Annotated in this window: 15 protein-coding genes and 1 tRNA gene; 8 read left to right on the forward strand and 8 right to left on the reverse strand. The window is 54.4% G+C overall.

Annotated features, from left to right (window positions below; all coding sequences use genetic code 11):
- Positions 1-25: 25 nt before the first annotated feature.
- Positions 26-1195 (reverse strand): 4-hydroxybenzoate 3-monooxygenase, encoded by a 1170-nt coding sequence (gene pobA / locus U2949_RS14170; protein ID WP_257724068.1) that lies wholly within the window; start codon positions 1193-1195, stop codon positions 26-28.
- Positions 1196-1697: 502 nt separating this feature from the next.
- Between pobA and U2949_RS14175 the strand changes: the two genes are divergently transcribed.
- From U2949_RS14175 to U2949_RS14195, 5 genes are all read left to right on the forward strand, one after another.
- Positions 1698-3008 (forward strand): alginate export family protein, encoded by a 1311-nt coding sequence (locus U2949_RS14175; protein ID WP_257724069.1) that lies wholly within the window; start codon positions 1698-1700, stop codon positions 3006-3008.
- 205 nt (positions 3009-3213) lie between these two features.
- Entirely contained in the window at positions 3214-4680 is a 1467-nt protein-coding gene (locus tag U2949_RS14180; RefSeq protein WP_026484598.1) for an APC family permease, read from the forward strand.
- A 126-nt stretch (positions 4681-4806) separates the two neighbouring features.
- Positions 4807-5754, forward strand: a complete 948-nt coding sequence (locus U2949_RS14185; protein WP_257724070.1) for an AraC family transcriptional regulator — start codon at positions 4807-4809, stop codon at positions 5752-5754.
- Positions 5755-5951: 197 nt separating this feature from the next.
- Positions 5952-7493, forward strand: a complete 1542-nt coding sequence (locus tag U2949_RS14190; protein WP_026484596.1) for an aldehyde dehydrogenase family protein — start codon at positions 5952-5954, stop codon at positions 7491-7493.
- A gap of 55 nt (positions 7494-7548) precedes the next feature.
- Positions 7549-9078, forward strand: a complete 1530-nt coding sequence (locus U2949_RS14195) for an aldehyde dehydrogenase family protein (RefSeq protein WP_080655561.1) — start codon at positions 7549-7551, stop codon at positions 9076-9078.
- 71 nt (positions 9079-9149) lie between these two features.
- Here U2949_RS14195 and U2949_RS14200 read toward each other — a convergent pair whose 3' ends face one another.
- The 3 genes from U2949_RS14200 to U2949_RS14210 form a co-directional block, all read right to left on the reverse strand.
- Positions 9150-10448, reverse strand: coding sequence for an NAD(P)/FAD-dependent oxidoreductase (locus U2949_RS14200; protein WP_026484595.1), 1299 nt, complete (start codon positions 10446-10448; stop codon positions 9150-9152).
- Between the two features lie 85 nt (positions 10449-10533).
- Positions 10534-10956, reverse strand: coding sequence for a Rid family hydrolase (locus U2949_RS14205; RefSeq protein WP_026484594.1), 423 nt, complete (start codon positions 10954-10956; stop codon positions 10534-10536).
- 74 nt (positions 10957-11030) lie between these two features.
- Complete coding sequence (locus U2949_RS14210) at positions 11031-12170, reverse strand: tyramine oxidase subunit B (RefSeq protein ID WP_197313692.1); 1140 nt, start codon at positions 12168-12170, stop codon at positions 11031-11033.
- A 312-nt stretch (positions 12171-12482) separates the two neighbouring features.
- On the opposite strand from U2949_RS14210, the gene U2949_RS14215 reads away from it, so the two are divergent.
- Positions 12483-13586: an AraC family transcriptional regulator gene (locus tag U2949_RS14215; RefSeq protein ID WP_321288422.1), complete on the forward strand. Its 1104-nt coding sequence runs from the start codon at positions 12483-12485 to the stop codon at positions 13584-13586.
- A 50-nt stretch (positions 13587-13636) separates the two neighbouring features.
- On the opposite strand, the gene U2949_RS14220 is transcribed toward U2949_RS14215, so the two are convergent.
- Together U2949_RS14220 and U2949_RS14225 are read right to left on the reverse strand one after the other, a co-directional pair.
- The gene (locus U2949_RS14220) at positions 13637-13858 is read right to left on the reverse strand and encodes an aldehyde dehydrogenase family protein (protein WP_321288424.1); all 222 of its coding nucleotides are present in this window, start codon (positions 13856-13858) and stop codon (positions 13637-13639) included.
- Between the two features lie 56 nt (positions 13859-13914).
- Positions 13915-14349, reverse strand: coding sequence for a hypothetical protein (locus U2949_RS14225; RefSeq protein ID WP_321288426.1), 435 nt, complete (start codon positions 14347-14349; stop codon positions 13915-13917).
- Positions 14350-14653: 304 nt separating this feature from the next.
- Between U2949_RS14225 and U2949_RS14230 the strand changes: the two genes are divergently transcribed.
- On the forward strand, positions 14654-15712 hold the full coding sequence (locus U2949_RS14230; RefSeq protein WP_321288428.1) for a DUF1176 domain-containing protein: 1059 nt from the start codon (positions 14654-14656) through the stop codon (positions 15710-15712).
- Positions 15713-16040: 328 nt separating this feature from the next.
- Here the strand turns inward: U2949_RS14230 and U2949_RS14235 are convergent.
- Positions 16041-16116, reverse strand: a tRNA-Thr gene (locus U2949_RS14235).
- A gap of 111 nt (positions 16117-16227) precedes the next feature.
- On the opposite strand from U2949_RS14235, the gene U2949_RS14240 reads away from it, so the two are divergent.
- Complete coding sequence (locus U2949_RS14240) at positions 16228-16611, forward strand: MAPEG family protein (RefSeq protein ID WP_021446846.1); 384 nt, start codon at positions 16228-16230, stop codon at positions 16609-16611.
- A 104-nt stretch (positions 16612-16715) separates the two neighbouring features.
- Here U2949_RS14240 and U2949_RS14245 read toward each other — a convergent pair whose 3' ends face one another.
- Positions 16716-17804 (reverse strand): AI-2E family transporter, encoded by a 1089-nt coding sequence (locus tag U2949_RS14245; protein ID WP_026484589.1) that lies wholly within the window; start codon positions 17802-17804, stop codon positions 16716-16718.
- Positions 17805-17870: the final 66 nt, after the last annotated feature.

Genomic DNA, 17870 nt, shown 5'->3' on the forward strand with positions numbered 1-17870 from the left:
TTACGATTGATTTTGATGTTTTTTGTTAGTAGGGAAGACCAACGTAGTTCTCGGCAAGCAGGCGGGCGCCGTGCTCGGAGTTCATCAGTTGGTTAAATTCAGCTGCCTGAAGTTTGTGATCCCAGTGATTCATGTCCGGGAAGGTGTGCATCATCCGGGTCATGTACCAGGAGAACCGCTCCGCGCCCCAGATGCGTTTCAGACAACGATCCGAGTAGCTCTCTATTTTGTCGCGACACTGGTTCTGGTAGAAGTCCAGCAGCGCCTCCGAGAGGTACAAGACATCACTGGCGGCCAGATTCAGGCCTTTGGCGCCGGTGGGAGGAACAATATGGGCCGCATCACCTGCCAGGAACAGGTTGTGATGGCGCATGGGTTCAGTCACGAAGCTGCGTAAAGGGGCAATGCTTTTTTCAATGCTGGGGCCGGTGACCAGGTTGGCAGAACGTTCAGGCCCCAGACGAGTGCGTAGTTCGTCCCAGAAACGCTTATCGGACCAGTCTTCTATCTTGTCGCTCAAGGGCACTTGAAGATAGTAGCGGCTGCGCGTTTTGGAGCGTTGGCTGCACAGCACAAAGCCGCGCTCATGCTTTACATAGATCAGTTCGTCCGAGACTGGTGGGGTGTCAGCCATCAGGCCCAACCAGCCAAAGGGATACACACACTCGTAGGTTTTCAGGATATCGGCCGGAATGGCGGGACGCGATACACCATGAAAGCCGTCACAACCCACGATGAAGTCACAGTCCAGACGGTGTGTCTGCCCTCCGTGCTTATAGGTGACATAGGGGTGGTTGCTTTCTACTTCATGCAAGGCCACCTCTTGGGCTTCATAGACGGTTGTCGCGCCGATTTTTTCACGTGCCTGCATCAAGTCGCGGGTGACTTCGGTCTGGCCATAGACCACGACATGGCGATTGACCAGCTTTTCAAAATCGACTCGAAACGAGGTGTCGTCAAACACCAGTTCACAGCCATTGTGTACTAGACCGTTCTTTTTCAGATTATCGGTGACACCGGCCTGCTCCAAGGCATCGACGGTGACGCTTTCCAGCACGCCAGCTCGAATGCGGCCCAGAACGTAGTCTCCCGTTTGACGTTCAAGAATGATGTTGTCGATACCGTTTCGGGACAGAATCTGTCCCAGCAGCAAACCGGACGGGCCCGCTCCGATAATGGCTACTTGAGTTCGCATTTTTTTCTCCACCAAGATGTTGCTGTGTTACTCGCTGTTTGGCGTATTGTCGTGAAAAAAACAGCATACAAATACATCGAATATGTACTAGCAGCTATGCGTTTTTATGCGAACAGTGCTCTTTGAGTAGCCGAATCAATTTTAGGTATTTTGTCTGCACACTGGGCGTGCTTCTTTTTCCTTTTGCAAGGTGAGCGGATGAACTCAAGGCCCTGCCTGCCGGGTCAAAGCATTGTAGGTTCATTTTTTTGGCATGGCACGGCGCTGCCGTGGTGAGAGCAGCAAGGCCGGGTTATCCCTTGTCAAGATGAATAAGTGCAGGAAAGGGCTGCCATCTGCGTGAATGGGATAGCGGGACAGGAGGGGGGCTATTTAGCCTGATAGGGCTTGAATTTGTTGCTGCATGCCAAGGTTCTGGCGCTTAGCACAGGTTCTGCATACATCGGCATCCCACAGGATGATTTCAGGCTGTAGTTCCTATAAGAAAGAAAGGAGTTGCTCCATGCACTCAGTCATTCGCGCATCCTTGCTCGCTGCGGGCATCTTATGCGTCTCTATTCCTCAGTCTCAAGCCTACGAGCTCTATCGTGAAGAGGGTACTGAGCTCAATGCTGATTTGACCGTTGTCTTTGGTGTCTTGAACAGCAAGCATAACTATATAGGTCGTCCAGGCCGTTTTGGATGGCAGGAAGGGTTTGCCAAATATGGTTTAAGTGGTGAAACGGACCGCATTGGTGCTGGCTCTGTGTACGGTAGCCTGGCCTTGATCAGCTCTGGCACTTGGGGCGACGGCGACCCTGGCGGTTATTCGATAGGAAAAGAGAGGCGCACCAGTTTTGAGGATGCCTATGTGGGGTGGCGCTCGGGGAGCTTGTTTCCCTTCTTGGGCCAGGATGGCATTGATATTTCCTTTGGTCGGCAGAGCATCAAGGTTGGCCGAGGGTTTCTGGTCTATGACGATGCAGCCAATCCAGGCAGAGGTATGGGCAGGGAGTTTGATCGAGGTGGTGCTTACTATCTGGGCCCTCGTCATTCTTTTGCCAAGACCGCTGTTTTACGTTTGGGCGGCAAGGAGGGGCTGCATGGTAGTGCCATGTGGATCAAGTCCGACAACCCGGCAATGGCCAAGACGGAAATGGCGGTTGGGACGGTCGAGTACACCGCTGCTGAAGGGACCGTAGGCTTCAGTTATATCCGGGGTCTGGATGTAGATAAGCAGTACGCCGATGCCATGGCATTGGAGCGCAAGAATATGAACATTTACGGCCTGTTCGGAGAGGGAAGCGCGGGTATAGAAAATGCCAAATTCGGCTTCGATTTGGCTCGTCAGGACAAGCAGTCTGGCCATGAAACGGCGTGGTCTGTTCAAGCTGGCTACACCTTTGCCGATATGGCCTGGAGTCCGGAAATCAGTTACCGCTACAGCCATTACTCAAAGCGCTGGGATCCCTTCTTTACGGGTGGGTACTTGGATGATGGCTGGACGCATGGAGAGGTAGCAGGAAACTATGTCCCAGGTGCATTTGCCAGCAATCTGGCGGTACATGCCATCTCCTTGCGAGCCCGACCTTATGACAATCTGACTGTAGGCGCGATTTTCTATAACTACAGAACCGTTGCCAATCGAGATGTGCTCAACAGTGATGCCAATGCCGTCGATCTGTATCTGGACTGGGCGGTGACGGACCACATCACCATTACCCCTTTGGTGGGCTTGTACAAGCCACGCCAGTATGAGGCCAATGGCGGCAGCCAGAACAGAAATGCCTCAACCAATATCTATACGCAACTGGTCCTCAGCGCCAGTTTCTGATCCTGCTTTGAAATCCATGTGTTTGCTTGCGTTGAGCTGTCTTGGCACATCAGCTTGTTCGGTACCTGATTTTTTATGCATTTCGGCTTATTTGGCCGGAATTGCAAATTTTCGGGGAAGAACGGCAATACCTGCTTTCAGAGCGACAAATTAGCATTAATTGCACATGGCGCATAAATCACATAATACGAAAACGGAGACAACAATGAGCCTCATTGATGCGCGATCAGTGTCCACGCCGGGTTTGATTCCTGGTCAATTGGGCACTGCTGACATTATTTTCATGATTCTGGCCTGTGCTGCCCCTCTGGGGGTGTTGGGCGGGCTGGTTCCACTGGCTTTTGCGTTTGGCAATGGTGCGGGCACACCTGGCACCATGTTGCTGATTTGCCTGGTGATGCTGATCTTTGCGGTGGGCTATGTCCGCATGATTCCCCATGTGCGAAATGTGGGGGCCTTTTACGCCTATATTGCGACCAGCCTGAACAAACAGGTGGGGGTGGCAGCCGCCTATGTGGCCATCATTGCCTATATCTGCGCATCTACCTCAACCTTGGGGGCGATGGCCTTTTTTTCCACTGATTTTGTGCAAGAGGTTTTCGGCGTCACTACACGCTGGGAAATGTGGGCCGCGATCAGTGTTGCCTTGATTGCCTACCTAAGCTATCGAAAAATTACGATGGCGGCCAAAGTGCTGGCGGTGTTGTTGATTCTGGAGGTGGCCTTCATTCTGGTGCTGGATGTGCTGATTTTGTACCACGTCGGATTTACCGGCCTGGATTTCAGCAGCTTTACGCCTGCTGCCGTGCTGGCGCCTGGTTTTGGTATCTCCATTATCTATGCCATCAATGGCGTGGTTGGCTTTGAGGCAACCGCTATTTATCGAGAAGAGGCCAGAAATAGCCTGGTGACAATTCCACGGGCAACCTACGGTGCCATTTTGGTGTTGGGGACGTTTTATGTCTTTTCTTCCTGGTGCCTGGTGTTGAGCGTGACTCCCGAGAAACTGCAGGCAGTGGCCGCCGCAGACCCGGGACGTTTGCTCACCGGCATGGGTGAACAATATTTGGGCGAGTTAGGCCGTCATGCATTGAATCTGCTGGTTGTGACCAGCCTGTTTGCCGCTGCCCTGGGCTTTGCCAACAATATTGCCCGCTACTTGTTTGCGGTAGCGCGCGACGGTTTGATTCCGGCTGTGCTGGGCAAGGTTCATCCGCAACATGGTTCGCCGTATGTGGCGTGTCTCTTCTTGACCTGCATTTTTATTGTGGTGATTGGCGCTTTTGCCTTGGCCGGCCTGGACCCTTTGCTCAATCTGGCGACAAGTCTTTCATCCATGGGGGCCGTGGGCTTGATGTGTTTGCTCACGACTACATCTTTTTCTATCTGCGTCTTTTTCATCCGACGTGGTGAATATTCTTTGGCCAAGACAGGCGCCCCTTTGCTAGCGGGTCTGCTCCTGGCCATTGCGACCTGCTTGTCACTGGCTAATTATTCGGCACTGACAGGGACGGACTCTGTTCTGGTCAATAACCTGCCATTTCTGTTCCTGGTGGTGGTCATTGCGGGCTATCTGCATGGCAGTTGGCTGAAACGCAATCGGCCATCGGTCTACCTCAAAGTGGGCTCCACCCGAGTTGAGGAGGAGGTACTGGTACCCGCAGCCGCCTGATTGGCCGGTGCAGGAATTCTTGATTCAAGCGGAGGCGAGATGAGATACGAGACAATAGCTCAACGTCAGGCCCGAAGCCAGGCAGGGTGTGTGAACCCTGCGTTGAGGCTGGAGGGGTTTCCGGCGATGAATACACGGTTTGCGGATCAGGCGCGTGAACACTTGAGCGCAATTCTCGCCCCGCATCGGTTAGAACTGGATACGCGGCAAGCCGTGTGTTTTACGCATAATCGCTTGCTGCTGCAGGGACTCTCCTTGCATTTCATCGAGTATGGCGTACCCGCTGGTGTTGTCAGCCTTGAGGCCCAGGAGCTGAGCGATCACTACTTGTTCAAGATTCCGTTAAGTGGCATGGCCCAGTACCGTCAGGCGGGTGCTCATTTTGAGGTTCGGCCAGGTATGTTGTATGTCGTGCATCCCGGAGAGACATTTGTTTCCTCAATGTCGGCAGACTACACCCACCTGACCTTGCAGCTTAATGCGGCACTGATTGATTCCCTGGATGAGGAAGATGGGCTAAGTCCAGGGGGGCAGCGTGCCTTTTTTGAAATAGCTCGTATCAATGCCGACGGTCAGGCACGGGCCTTGTCAGGAATCTTGCAGGCGATTTGCGAGGACACGACCAGTGGCACTTCTTTGCTGGGCTTGCCCGCATTTCGGCAGACCATTGAAAAAATAGTCGTTAATGCCGTTCGTGCCTTGCCACGCAAATTAGCGCAACCCGCTTGCTCGGCAACAACGAGTCCGGCTCCGTTTTTCATCAAGCGAGCAGAAGAATATATGCATGCTCATTTAACGGCCCCCATCTGTGTTGACGATCTGGTGCAGGCGGTGGGCGTCAGCCGTCGCACCTTGCATGCCGGATTTCGCAATTTCCGGCAGACCACACCTGGCGCACAGTTAAAGCGCATGCGGCTGGAGGCAGCCCGATCCGCCTTGCTGGATGCTCGGGAAACAGGGGAGAACGTCACGGACATCGCGACACGTTATGGCTTTTTCCATCTGGGAAAGTTTGCACGTGATTTCAGGGTGCGATTCGGTCAAAGCCCCTCCGAAGTCCTCAAACCTCGCTGACGGCGACACGGCTCTTTTTTTGCTGCACTTAAGGGATAGTGGCTGCGCATTGGTGCCTATTGCCGCCGGAGCTGGATTGCTACGCTGGAGTGGCTAGCAGACTCCTGGTCGAAGTCCATGAGCTGTGCACTGAAGATTGAATCAACTTTGTTTTGAATGTTACCAAGCGGCCTGATCGTGCAGACCGCAGGGGCGGCATGTCTGTGGAGATTGAATTGCGTCTGGACAATGATTATGGATCGCTCGGGCAGAGCACGCGCTCTTTTCTGGACTCGTCACATGGCTTTCATATCGGTGGAAAGCAGGTCAGGGCTGCGTCGACGTATGCGTTGCAAGACCCAAGCACCGGGCAGGTTTTCGCCCATGCCGGACAGGCTCGGATGCTGGATGTGGCAGATGCCGTATCGGCAGCCAAAAAGGCTTTAGGGGGAGCTTGGTCAAGTTATCGCCCCCATCAGCGTGAGGCCTGTTTGCTGCGCCTGGCTGATTTGCTGGAGCAACATGCTCGCCCCTTGTCGGAAATCGAGACAGTGTGTAGCGGGCGCTTGTTGCAGAACACCTTGCATGTGGACGTGCATTACTCGGCTCATGTGTTGCGTTATATGGCGGGTTGGGCGACCAAACTGTCGGGGCGAACGACCCCTTTGTCGGTTCCCTATGTGCCTGACGGCGAGCTGGATGGTTTCACGTTTCGAGAAGCTGTAGGAGTGGTGGCTGCCATTGTCCCCTGGAATGTTGCTCTGGGGATTGCGATCTGGAAAATTGCACCGGCACTGGCGGCGGGCTGCACTATCGTTTTGAAGCCGGCACCCCAAACTCCGCTGACTGCTTTGTACCTGGCACAGCTGGCACTAGAGGCAGGCCTGCCTGAAGGGGTACTTAATGTGGTGACAGGCAGTGAGCCTGAGGTGGGGGTTGCGTTAGTGCGGGACCCGGATGTGGACATGGTGAGTTTTACCGGTTCTACCGAGGTTGGCAGGCAGATTGCGCTGGATGCGGCAGGGGCTTTTAAACGTTTCAGCCTGGAGTTAGGCGGTAAATCGCCCGTCATTATTGCCCAGGATGCCGATCTGTCGCGTGCTATTCCTCAGGCCGCTTGGGCCATCTTTGCCAATCATGGTCAGAACTGTTGTGCGGGATCACGCCTGTATGCTCATGCCCGTGTCTTTGATGAGGTTGTTGACGGTATTAGTGCGATTGCCGAGTCCATCACGTTGGGAGCTCCACTGGACTCGCAAAGTGCGATGGGCCCCTTGGTCAATCGTGCTCACAGTCAGCGTGTGCTCGCTTACGTGCAAGAAGGGATTCGAGAAGGAGCCTCGTTGCGCACGGGCGGGCAAGGCCTGGATCATCCTGGGGCTTATGTACGGCCGACGGTGCTTGCTGGGGTGAGCCCGCAGATGCGGGTCGTGCGTGAAGAAATATTTGGCCCTGTTCTGGTGGCTGCCTCGTTTGAGAATGATGCCCAGGCGGTGAGCTTGGCTAATGACTCCGAGTTTGGATTGGGTGCCAGCATCTGGAGTCGGGATCTGGACCGGGTGCGCTATATGACGCGCAAGCTTCAGGCCGGCTCTGTCTGGGTGAATACCCACAATACGCTTGATGTCAGCTTGCCATTTGGTGGCTGGAAGAGCTCGGGCATGGGGCATGACCTGAGCGAGGAGGCGGTTTTGGCACATACCCGTCTGAAGAGTTCCGTTCACCACTATCTGCAGATGGACACAACGGATTTGCCTTGATGGCACAGCCGTGCACGCACCACATCTATTTTTACTTGAATAAGCAGAGACACTTATGAAGCAAGCATCTGTTTTAAATCCGGACCTGGCCTTATCTGAAATACGTATGCCTGAAGGCCTGTTGTTATTGGATGGAAAGCTCAGTGGGGCCTCCCCGTCAGCACGACGGATTGATGTGCTCAATCCGGCAACGGGCGAGTTTATTACGACGATTCCAGCTTGTACGGCGGCGGATGTGGACCATGCTGTCATGGCGGCCCACCGTTGTTTTGAGAGTCAGGCCTGGCGGTCCATGCGTCCTTTGGACAGGGGGCGACTGTTGGAGCGTTTGGCTTTGCTGATCGAAGAACATGCAGAGGAACTGGCTCAGCTCGAGTCCCTGGATAGCGGCAAGCTGTTAAGTGTCACACGCATGATTGATATTCCTTTTGCGATCGAGGCGCTGCGTTATTTTGCAGGTTGGAGTTCTAAAATTTCCGGCGAATATATTGCCCTTTCACCTCTGGTTCAGGATGGGGCGTCCTACCGGGCTTATACCGAACGCAAGCCCATGGGTGTCGTGGGCGGAGTTACCCCTTGGAACTTTCCTCTGGGACAAGCTATTCAGAAATTGGCACCGGCAATCGCTTGTGGATGTACTGTTGTCCTCAAACCATCTGAAGAAACCTCCTTGACGACCTTGCGCTTGGGGGAGTTGATTCTGGAGGCGGGCTTTCCAGCAGGTGCAGTCAATATTGTCACGGGCTATGGCCATGATGCAGGAGCGGCTCTGGTCGAACATCCCCTGGTGCGCAAGATCTCGTTTACTGGCTCTACCGCGACAGGACAGCGAATTTGGGCAGCAGCGGCACCGACCATGAAACGTGTCACTCTGGAGCTGGGTGGCAAATCCCCCACCATTATTTTGGCCGATGCTGATTTGAGCCGAGCAGTGCCTGGGGCAGCTGCCGCTATTTTTTCCAATTCAGGTCAGATATGTACAGCGGGCTCGCGCTTGTTGATTGAGGCCGCGGTGTATGAGGAAGTGATTGCGGGTGTGGCCGATATCGCCAGGACGCTGAAATTGGGATGGGGAGCTGATCCGCAAGCTCAAATAGGTCCATTGATCTCTGCTCGCCAGCGGGAGCGGGTGGCTGGCCTGGTTCGCTCCAGTCTGGATGAGGGGGCGGTGGCATTGGCAGGCGGCGATATGATTGGCGAGGCAGGCTGGTTTTATCAGCCTACCGTGTTGACGGAGGTATCGCGTGAAATGCCCGTGATGCGTGAGGAAGTGTTTGGACCTGTGGTCTGCGCCTTGCGTATCGAGGAGTCCTCACAACTGGTCGATCTGGCCAATGACACGCCCTACGGTCTGGCTGCCAGTATCTGGACGCGTGATCTGGAGCGGGCTCATCTGCTTGCGGATCGAATTGATGCCGGGACGGTCTGGCTCAATACCCATAATGTGCTGGATTTGGCCGTGCCGTTTGGCGGCCGGAAACTGTCCGGGGTGGGGCGTGAGTTTGGTAGCGAGGCTATCCAGGCCTACACCGAACCGAAGGCAGTTTGTATGCGTCTGGATCGTGGAGCGATGGTTGGCTATTAATCTTTGAGTCTGCAGTGCCGTGTCTGAATGTCGCGGCGACCCCGATAGTGGAGGGGCGCCGCGATTTGTTTTTATTGTTGAAAACGATCGAGGCGATAGGGAGCCGGATCGACGAGAGGAGTAGTATCGCAGATCAGATCTGCGGCCAATTGACCAGCGGCCGGACCAGTACCAAAACCGTGGCCTGAAAATCCACTGGCCAAGGTGAGCCCAGGAATCTGTTCCAGCTTGCAAATGACGGGCAGGGAATCCGGGGTGACATCAATCATGCCCCCCCAGGCTTGCTTGATAATGGCGTGCTGAAAAACGGGCCAGGCTGCAATCAAGTTGTTCATGGCTTCTGTATTCAGAGCAGGCAAGGTAGGTGGGTCCATCGTTCTGATACGTTCGAAGGGAGAAATTTGATGTTCTTTCCAGCGGCGTCCCAACATAAGATCCGACAGGAAGTCACGGCCTAGAGAAATACGTACATTTTTCCATTGAGCACGCAGCATGGGCAGGTACTGCCTGCCCAGTAACAGACTGTCCAGCATCAAGGGAGCATACAGAGCCCCGCGTTGCGTAATGGTGAAGCCGCCGTCCAGGCGCTTGCGAAATGAGAAGTCGGGGGCACCGACGGCAATATCCGCAGGCCCCTCCAAAGGGGCGGTGCGCACGACAGAGGCCACCAGGGGTAGTGTTGGCAGTGAGACTCCCAGATTCCCCAGAAAGCGTCGAGACCAGAGGCCGCCTGCCAACAGCACCTGTTCGCAGTGTATTGCGCCGCGTTCGGTCATGACGCCACTGACGCGGCCTGCTGACATGATCAAGTTACGGACGGCACAGTTTTCGACGATCAGAACCCCTTTTTTCAGGGCAGCCTGCGCAATGGCACTGCAGGCCAAGGTGGGTTCGGCGCGACCATCAGAAGGGGTATAAATACCGCCCGCCCACCGACCCTGACCACCAGGCACCATATCATTGATCTGGGAAGGATTGAGCAGGCGAGAGTCCAGCGATAGATGCCGAACCGAGGCTAGCCATTGCTCATGCTGCTGCATTTCAGCCTCGCTGCGGGCCAGGTACATAATGCCAGCCTGACGGTAGCCCACATCGGCTCCGAGGCGTTCAGGCATTTGGGACCAGAGCTGGTCGGCGGCCAGGGCCAACGGTACATCAGGTGCCGTACGGCTCATTTTGCGCACCCAGCCTAGATTGCGGGAGGATTGCTCGCCTGCGATACGGCCCTTTTCAAGCACAACAACGGGGATGCCGCGTTCGGCCAGGGTCAGGGCGGCGCTAAGGCCAATGATGCCCGCGCCGATAATAACAACGGTTGAAGAGTCTGGCAGCTCGATAGAGCTGGATACAGGAGTGATGACGGGAGCCACAGCTCGTCTCCTTGGACTGTAGAGTAGACCGGATGTCTCGTTCCATGCGGCGCGACACCGGTCACCGTCAACCGCATGGCGCTTTTCAAGGGGTAATGGTCAGCTCTTTGATCGTGCCTTTGGAGGCACCGCGATAGGCCGTCACTTCAATTTCTACCCTGTACTCGGGTGAGCCCAGAGGAGGGCTGGTCATGGTGAGGGTTGGATTGATTCCACGCATTTTTTCACCATATACCTGCATGATGGTGTCCACATCCTCAGGAAACTGGATGAAGACGCGAGCAGCAACAATATCTGCCAGACAGGCGTCGACTGAGGTCAGTGCGGTTTCGATATTGCTCAGTACTTGCAATGTTTGTTCGCGCAAGTCGGTGGGAATAAGCTTGGTACGGGGATTGCGTCCGGCGGTGTTGGACATGAAGATCAGATTGTCGACGGCAACCAAACGCGAGTAGCTGCCCAACTCTTCAAATTTGGAGCCCGTTTTGACTTTGACGATAGAGGTCATGTTTATGTCCTGAAAGAGGCGGTGATGAAAGCGCCACACAAGGTGGTCAGGGCTGCTTGTGTGGCCACATGGGATTAACGCAGAACGGGTTCGTCCCAGAGATTGAGGCGGGTACCAATGCCTTGTTTGAGGGCATTGCGATACACCACTGTTCCCCAGGCCACGTCTTCAACCGGCATTCCGCCCACGGACATGATGATGATTTCTTCATCGTTTCGGCGGCCCGGTGCTTCTCCGGCCACGATCTGGCCCAGATCCTCCAGCTGATCGCGGGACATGCGGCCTTCAGCGATCAGATCCATGAAGCGAATCCCTACTACAGGCACACTGGCATGGACGGGTTTGGGGTTCTCTTCGTACCAGGCGTCATACAGACCGATATGGTCCAGAACCTTGCGAATTTCGGGGGACTCCATGTCCTGATCGATGTTGCCTAGCGCGGGCATGGCCAGAAAGGTGCCGGGGCGAACCCAGGCGCGCTTCACCGTGGGATAGGTGGAGGGGTCGCCAACCGCTCCCGAACCACAGAAGGTCACGATGTCACTGTCCCGAACCACAGCTTCATCGGTCTCCACAACCTGGACCGTGGTGATCTGTGGGAAGGTTTCCGCGAGCCAGGCCAGGAAAGCGTTCAGGTTTTTCTGGCCGCGTCCTTTGACCTTGACGGTGTCGATTTGCGGGCACACGGCCATAAAGGCAGACAGGGAGGTGCGAGCCATGACACCGGGGCCCAGGATGCCGACCACCTTGGAGTCCTTGCGTGCCAGATGACGCGCACCGACACCTGGAATGGCTCCTGTGCGATAGGCGGATAACAGGTTGGCAGACATAAATGCCAATGGTGCTCCGGTGTCCGCGTCATTGAGCACAAACATCAGGATGGAGCGTGGCAGCCCCTTTTCCCGGTTTTCTATATTGGAGCCGTACCATTTCATCCCCGCCGTACGGAAACGTCCGCCCAAATAGGCGGGCATGGCCATAAAGCGCCGGTCAGGGGTCGGTTTTGGCATGTCGGGGAAGGGGGAGTTCTCCGGAAAGACAACAATGGACCCGTGCGAGTTGTTGTTGGCTCCTGCCATTCGGTAGTCGTTATGGTGCAGCAGGCTGAACATCTCCTCCATCGTATCTACGCAACTGGCCATATCGGTCACGCCAGCACGAACCATGTCCTGTTCGGACAGATAGATAAAGTCGATCTTCGTCGAGGTGCTCATGTCTCATATCCTTGTAGTGCGTTATTTGCAATGACATGGTGCCCCAGCGACGAAGGTGGGGAAATTGCAAAGCGGGATAGAGAATTTGCAGAATAGGCCAGCTCGCATTGCCATTGATCTGGCGGGTAAATAATAAGGACAGGGGTAAATCCCGATATTGCAAGTAGCTGATTTTATAAATTATATATAGCGTGAAGCCCCTGATTGATTGAGGCTTGAAGATTTAAGCCGCAAAAAAAAGAAGCGATTTTACAGAGTGGCTTGATGGCGGTGAGTGTGTAGAAACAGGGAACAAAAGGGGGAGTTGCGAAGATGAGCCAGGGTCTTGACGAGTCGGTGGGGGTGGCTTGTGGCTTGGACACGGCCTGCCCAGATACCGTTAATCAGAATGAGGATAGGCAGGCCACAATACGAACCTTGTATCTGAGTGCTTTGGTTGACGCTTTGTCAGAGCATGGGCATCAGGTAGATACGCTGTTGCGTGAATACGGCTTTTATCGAAATCAGACGGCAACCCCTTACGAGCGCGTCCCCTTGCATCGCTACGTGTCCTTGCTCGAGCATGCCGCCAGGAAGTTTGATCGGCCTTATCTGGGATTGGAGATGGGGGCGCAGTTTGGCCTGGAAGAAATGGGGCCATTTCATGCTTTGTTTGTGGCAGCGGGGAGTTTGCGGGCTACGCTGGATTCGTTTGGCATGTTTCAAGGCCATTGGCAAACCAGAACATCCCTGGATGTGACCGCTCAGGCTGAGACCACGACGCTTAGTTACCGGATTCAGAATCGGGCCATTTGGCCGCGCAGTCAGGATGCCGAGTTCACGATGGCAGGTATGTCCTTGATGCTCAAGCAACTGGCGACACCCGGCTGGAAGCCGATTGAAGTTCATTTTGAACATTCGATTGTGGGGCGAGAGCAGACCTTGGTGCGTTTTTTCCGAGCTCCTGTCATTGGCAACCAGGTTGCCAATCAGTTGGTGATGCGCAACAGCGACCTGGATCGGCAGTTTTCCCGTGCCAGCGGGTTTCAGGATACCCGGCTCAAGTCTGTGCTGGAGTGTCATTTGCTGGACCTGATGGGACCAGAGATTACGGTGGCGAAAGCTGTGACAGAGCAAGTAGAGGAAGCGATTGCCCGGCGTTTGGGGCGTGCGCCGGTAGATTGCGATTCCATTGCTTTGGTTCTGGGGATGTCGGCTCGATCTTTGCGTCGACGCTTGATGGAAGAGGGGGCATCTTTTCGTAGCGTATTGCAGACCGTTCGCCAGGAGCGAGCACAAGCCATGTTGCAGTCTGCTGATCTGCCTTTGTCCGTTGTTGCTGAGCAGCTCGGTTATTCGGATACCGCGACTTTTTCGCGCGCCTTCAAAGAGTGGACGCGGGCTTCCCCGCGTCGTTTCTCCAGGCGGCAAAGCTGAGGCTGGCTTTTTTTTTCCCTTTTCAGCTCCGCCTTTGGTGCTTGCCTGGCTCAAACAGCAAACCCAGGTTGCGGTACGCTGTTTTGCACCGTGATGGCTTTCAGTTCCGAGTACATGCTCAAGGTTTCACAGCAATGTTCGCGTCCTATGCCGCTTTCCTTCATGCCACCAAAGGGCGAGCCGCTCGCCAGGTTGAAGTAACGGTTGATCCAGACGTAGCTCTGGATACAAGCCGGGCGCCAATTCGTTGGATGGTCTATGAGTGCTTTCAAACCGTTAAGGCTCGTCCCTGAAAACAGCGCGCAGGCTGTATGCCTGTGGCTGGTTTCTACCTGAGCTCACGTACCTTGCAACGAGTCTTCCCTAGCTCGTCCTCTCGGCAAGAGGTAGCCGCGGTACCGTCGGCATCAAAATAAATCCCCATATTTTCTTTCTTGTTGTTGGGCGGGCCGAAGCGATTGGCCGGGTTTCTGTTCTGCTCAAGCTGGGGCAGGCGGTTGCGCTCCAGTTGCTGTTCTCGTGCCGCTTGGCGTGCCTTTTCCTCATTGTTCATCGCCTTCTGGAAGTTTCTGCTGAACTCCGAGTCCTTGGCCGGATCTCTGGGTGTGGCTGCCGAGGGATACGCTTCGCGCGGCATGACGGAGGTCGAGCGCAGCTTTCTAAGATCTTCAGTCGTGACGGAAAAGTCCGGAGAAGCCGCATGGCTGGCAACGGCGAGGAAACTGAGCAAGCCAACTGCAATAGGGTTCAGATATCTGCGCATCAGAATTTACTCGACGTGGATGAGGTTTGATTATCTATCGTTTAATGGACATTGCATGTTTTTTCGTCTGCATTCTATACAAAGGATTTACACGAGCACAAACGGAAACAGGGTGGGCCAGGTGCTTGTGGCTTAGTTAGATAGCACCATGCTTGCAAGGGGCGATTGAACAGAATAATGTCACGAACGCACGTGGTCAGTCGTTTAATGTGGTTTTCTGACATGGGCTTGGGAGAACGCATTTAGCGTTGCCGCGACGTAATATGTGCTGTGTATCCAGATAACACCTTAGGGAGGAGAGAAAATGAGCGGGCAAAAACAAGATCACAGTGCGTTTTTTTCAGTACGAACCGCCGCCATATCGCTAGCGCTTTGTATGGGAGGTGCCGCGGCTAATGCTGCGTCAGTGACGTTTTCTCATAAAGACTGGGATCTACGTTGCGATAACACGCTAACCTGCCGTGCCGCCGGTTATGCGGCTGATGGTGAAGAGCTGGGTTCAACGGTGTTGTTGACGCGTAAAGCGGGCAGCGGAGAGCCGGTGGCAAATAGAGTCATGCTTGCACACTACAACGATCCCGAGTGGCCAAAAAACTCATTGCCAGAACTTGTTATTGCGGGCCGTAAAGCCGGCTCACTGAGTGTTGCGGGTGACGAGTCTTGGCAAATGAGTGAGGCGCAGTTAGCCCAGTTTTTGGCAGCCTTGAAAAAAGACGCCGTAATTTCCTTTCGTGGGAATGGCAACACTTATGCGTTCTCGGGGGCAGGCTCAAGTGCTGTCTTGTTGAAAATGGATGACGTTCAAGGACGTGTCAATACGCCAGGGGCTATTCTGCGTAAAGGGAAAGGCAGCGAGTCTACGGTCAAGGCACCTATTGCTGCGCCAGTTATCAACCGTGCTCCGGTAGTGGATAAAAGCTTGCGCCCCATGACAGCGCAAGAGGACGCCTTGATAAGGCCTGTGCTGTTGAAGGTGCTTGCTGCTGATGAGGAACAGTCCTGTAGTGCTGACATGCTGTCCGAGCCATGGGAAATTGCACGATTGAATCAGCAGTTCTCCCTGGTTGGCGCGCCTTGCTGGTTAGCCGCTTACAACGGTGGGGCAGCCTATTTTGTGATCAATAACAATATGCAGTCTGCTCCGGTGTTAGTGAGTACAAGCGCTACTGATTACGATAATGGAATGATCTCGTCCAGCATGAAGGGGCGGGGCTTGGGCGATTGCTGGAGTTACGAGGCATCGGTCTGGGATGGAACCGACTTTGTTGAAAGTGAACGCGGTGACACCGGGCGCTGTGCTCTGATTCGCGCTGGGGGCGCCTGGAATATTCCGGAGCATGTCAGCCAAGTGGTCGGGCCGTGAGCTTATAAAAAAGCTATCGATGTGGCCTTGGAGTATTGATCCCCCAGCTTTCGAGCCTGGGGGGTTATTTTTGTTGGTTCTCAGCTCGGCAATGGTGTGTTGATGAGCGGAGAAACCTAACGGTTTCTGGGCTGGGTTGCTATGGCCGCTGCATGTTTGGTATTGCTTGCCACATGCCTATTTTCATAAGGCTAGTCGTGGGGTTTTTTTTGGGGCCGTCTATGTGGAATAGTTGAAAGCAGGCGATTAATTGCTTCTGATGTCAGGAAGCTAAACCATTGATTCGATTAAATTATTGATTATTTTATTTCAATGGTTTTAGATTAGCTGGTGCCGATGAAAGGAATCGAACCCTCGACCTTCTCATTACGAATGAGCTGCTCTACCGACTGAGCTACATCGGCTAACCTAAGACGATAAGTATATCCTGTTTTTTTCGGGTTTGTAAATTCTGCGCACGCATTTGGGCTGCGGCGTGCTATGTTGGGCGTTTTCAGCCTGTGAAGGGGACGATGATGCTGGGGATCAAGATCAGTTTGGTGGTAGCGGCTTTCTTGCCTTGGTTGGCGGCGATTTGTGCCAAAGCCGGTGGGGCGGGCTTTACGAATCATGAGCCTCGTCCGTGGCTGGCCAGCCTGTCGGGCTGGCGTGGTCGGGCCAATGCGGCGCAGGCCAATGCATTTGAGGCTTTACCGTTCTTTTACGCGGCTGTCTTGCTGGCCTTATGGTCGGGGGCGGACGCCTTGCGCGTGCAAAACCTGATGATTTCCTGGATTGTGCTGCGCGTGCTGTATTTGCTGATGTACATAATGGACAAGGCCACCTTGCGTTCGCTGGTGTGGTTCCTGGCCTTGGCCGTCAATATCTGGATTGTGTTCCTGCCCGTGCTGCGGACTTGATGAAATGAAGAAGGGCCTGTTCTGTGCTTTTGATCAAGCATGGAACAGGCCCTGGGATTGCTTGTTTGGACTACTGGCAGGCCAGCCGCAAAGCTGGCCTGTTTTTATTTGCCGTTGCTTTCTTGCTCTTCCGCTTCCACGCGGGCGCTGACGGCCGAAGGGAACAGGTCCCAGCAGGCAATGAACATGGCGGCGATCAGCGGGCCAATCACAAAGCCGTTCAGGCCGAAAATCGACAAACCGCCCAGGGTGGAAATCAGGATCACGTAGTCCGGGATCTTGGTGTCTTTACCCACCAGCAGGGGGCGCAGCAGGTTGTCTACCAGGCCGATTACCAAAATACCAAAGGCGGTCAGGATGATGCCGGGGACGTAGTGGCCCGAGACAAAGAAGTAGATGGCAACCGGAGCCCAGATCAGCGAGGCGCCCACGGCAGGCAGCAAGGACAGCACGGCCATCAGCACACCCCAGAACAGTGCGCCCTGAATGTCCAGGAACCAGAACATGACCCCGCCCAGCGCACCTTGGGTGGCTGCCACAGCAATATTGCCTTTGACGGTAGCGCGTACCACAGTGGTGAATTTGCGGAACAGATGGGTTTTCTGGCCCTCGCTCAGAGGGATCAACTGGCGGTAATGACGACCCAGCTCCACGCCATCGCGCAGCAGGAAGAACAGCATGTACAGCATGATGCCCAGGCTGACCAGGAACTGGAAGGTGTTCTGGCCGACGTTCAGGGCCTGTTTGGTCAGGAACTGTCCGCCTTGAACAGCAAATTCAGAGAACTTCTCTTGCAGGGATGCAAAGTCATGCAGGCCAAAACGGGCGGCAAAATCCGTCACGCTAGGAGGCAGGGCATTCAGTATTTTTTGCAGGTAGGCGCCCGGATTGAGCTGACCGCTGTTCATCAAATCGTACAAAGAGGCGATTTGTTGAACCAGGGAAATGGAAATCAGGATGACCGGAATAATGACGATCAAAATGATGACCAGCAAACTGATCAGGGCAGATAGAGACCGCCGGCCTTTGGTTTTAGCCAGCAGTTTGCGTTGCAAGGGGGTAAACAAAATGGCCAGAACGGCACCCCAGAATATGGCGCCATAAAAGGGAAGAAGTATCCAGACAAAGGCAGCGGATACAGCGGCCAGCAAAAGCAAAAAAGTATGGAATTGTAGATTTGGCCGGGTGGACATGGAGTTTTTCCATTAGCGTGAATTTGAGCCGATTGTAAGGGGGAATCCTTACTATGAGCGTGAATC

This window comes from Alcaligenes phenolicus, from assembly GCF_032063905.1.
Classification (GTDB): Bacteria; Pseudomonadota; Gammaproteobacteria; order Burkholderiales; family Burkholderiaceae_B; genus Alcaligenes; species Alcaligenes phenolicus.

Coding starts and splice junctions, on each gene's coding strand:
- U2949_RS14230 (WP_321288428.1), top strand. CDS start 14,654: ATGAGCGGGCAAAAACAAGATCACAGTGCGTTTTTTTCAGTACGAACC.
- U2949_RS14190 (WP_026484596.1), top strand. CDS start 5,952: ATGTCTGTGGAGATTGAATTGCGTCTGGACAATGATTATGGATCGCTC.
- U2949_RS14240 (WP_021446846.1), top strand. CDS start 16,228: ATGCTGGGGATCAAGATCAGTTTGGTGGTAGCGGCTTTCTTGCCTTGG.
- U2949_RS14175 (WP_257724069.1), top strand. CDS start 1,698: ATGCACTCAGTCATTCGCGCATCCTTGCTCGCTGCGGGCATCTTATGC.
- U2949_RS14225 (WP_321288426.1), bottom strand. CDS start 14,349: ATGCGCAGATATCTGAACCCTATTGCAGTTGGCTTGCTCAGTTTCCTC.
- U2949_RS14215 (WP_321288422.1), top strand. CDS start 12,483: ATGAGCCAGGGTCTTGACGAGTCGGTGGGGGTGGCTTGTGGCTTGGAC.
- U2949_RS14210 (WP_197313692.1), bottom strand. CDS start 12,170: ATGAGCACCTCGACGAAGATCGACTTTATCTATCTGTCCGAACAGGAC.
- U2949_RS14180 (WP_026484598.1), top strand. CDS start 3,214: ATGAGCCTCATTGATGCGCGATCAGTGTCCACGCCGGGTTTGATTCCT.
- U2949_RS14245 (WP_026484589.1), bottom strand. CDS start 17,804: ATGTCCACCCGGCCAAATCTACAATTCCATACTTTTTTGCTTTTGCTG.
- U2949_RS14195 (WP_080655561.1), top strand. CDS start 7,549: ATGAAGCAAGCATCTGTTTTAAATCCGGACCTGGCCTTATCTGAAATA.
- pobA (WP_257724068.1), bottom strand. CDS start 1,195: ATGCGAACTCAAGTAGCCATTATCGGAGCGGGCCCGTCCGGTTTGCTG.
- U2949_RS14205 (WP_026484594.1), bottom strand. CDS start 10,956: ATGACCTCTATCGTCAAAGTCAAAACGGGCTCCAAATTTGAAGAGTTG.
- U2949_RS14185 (WP_257724070.1), top strand. CDS start 4,807: ATGAATACACGGTTTGCGGATCAGGCGCGTGAACACTTGAGCGCAATT.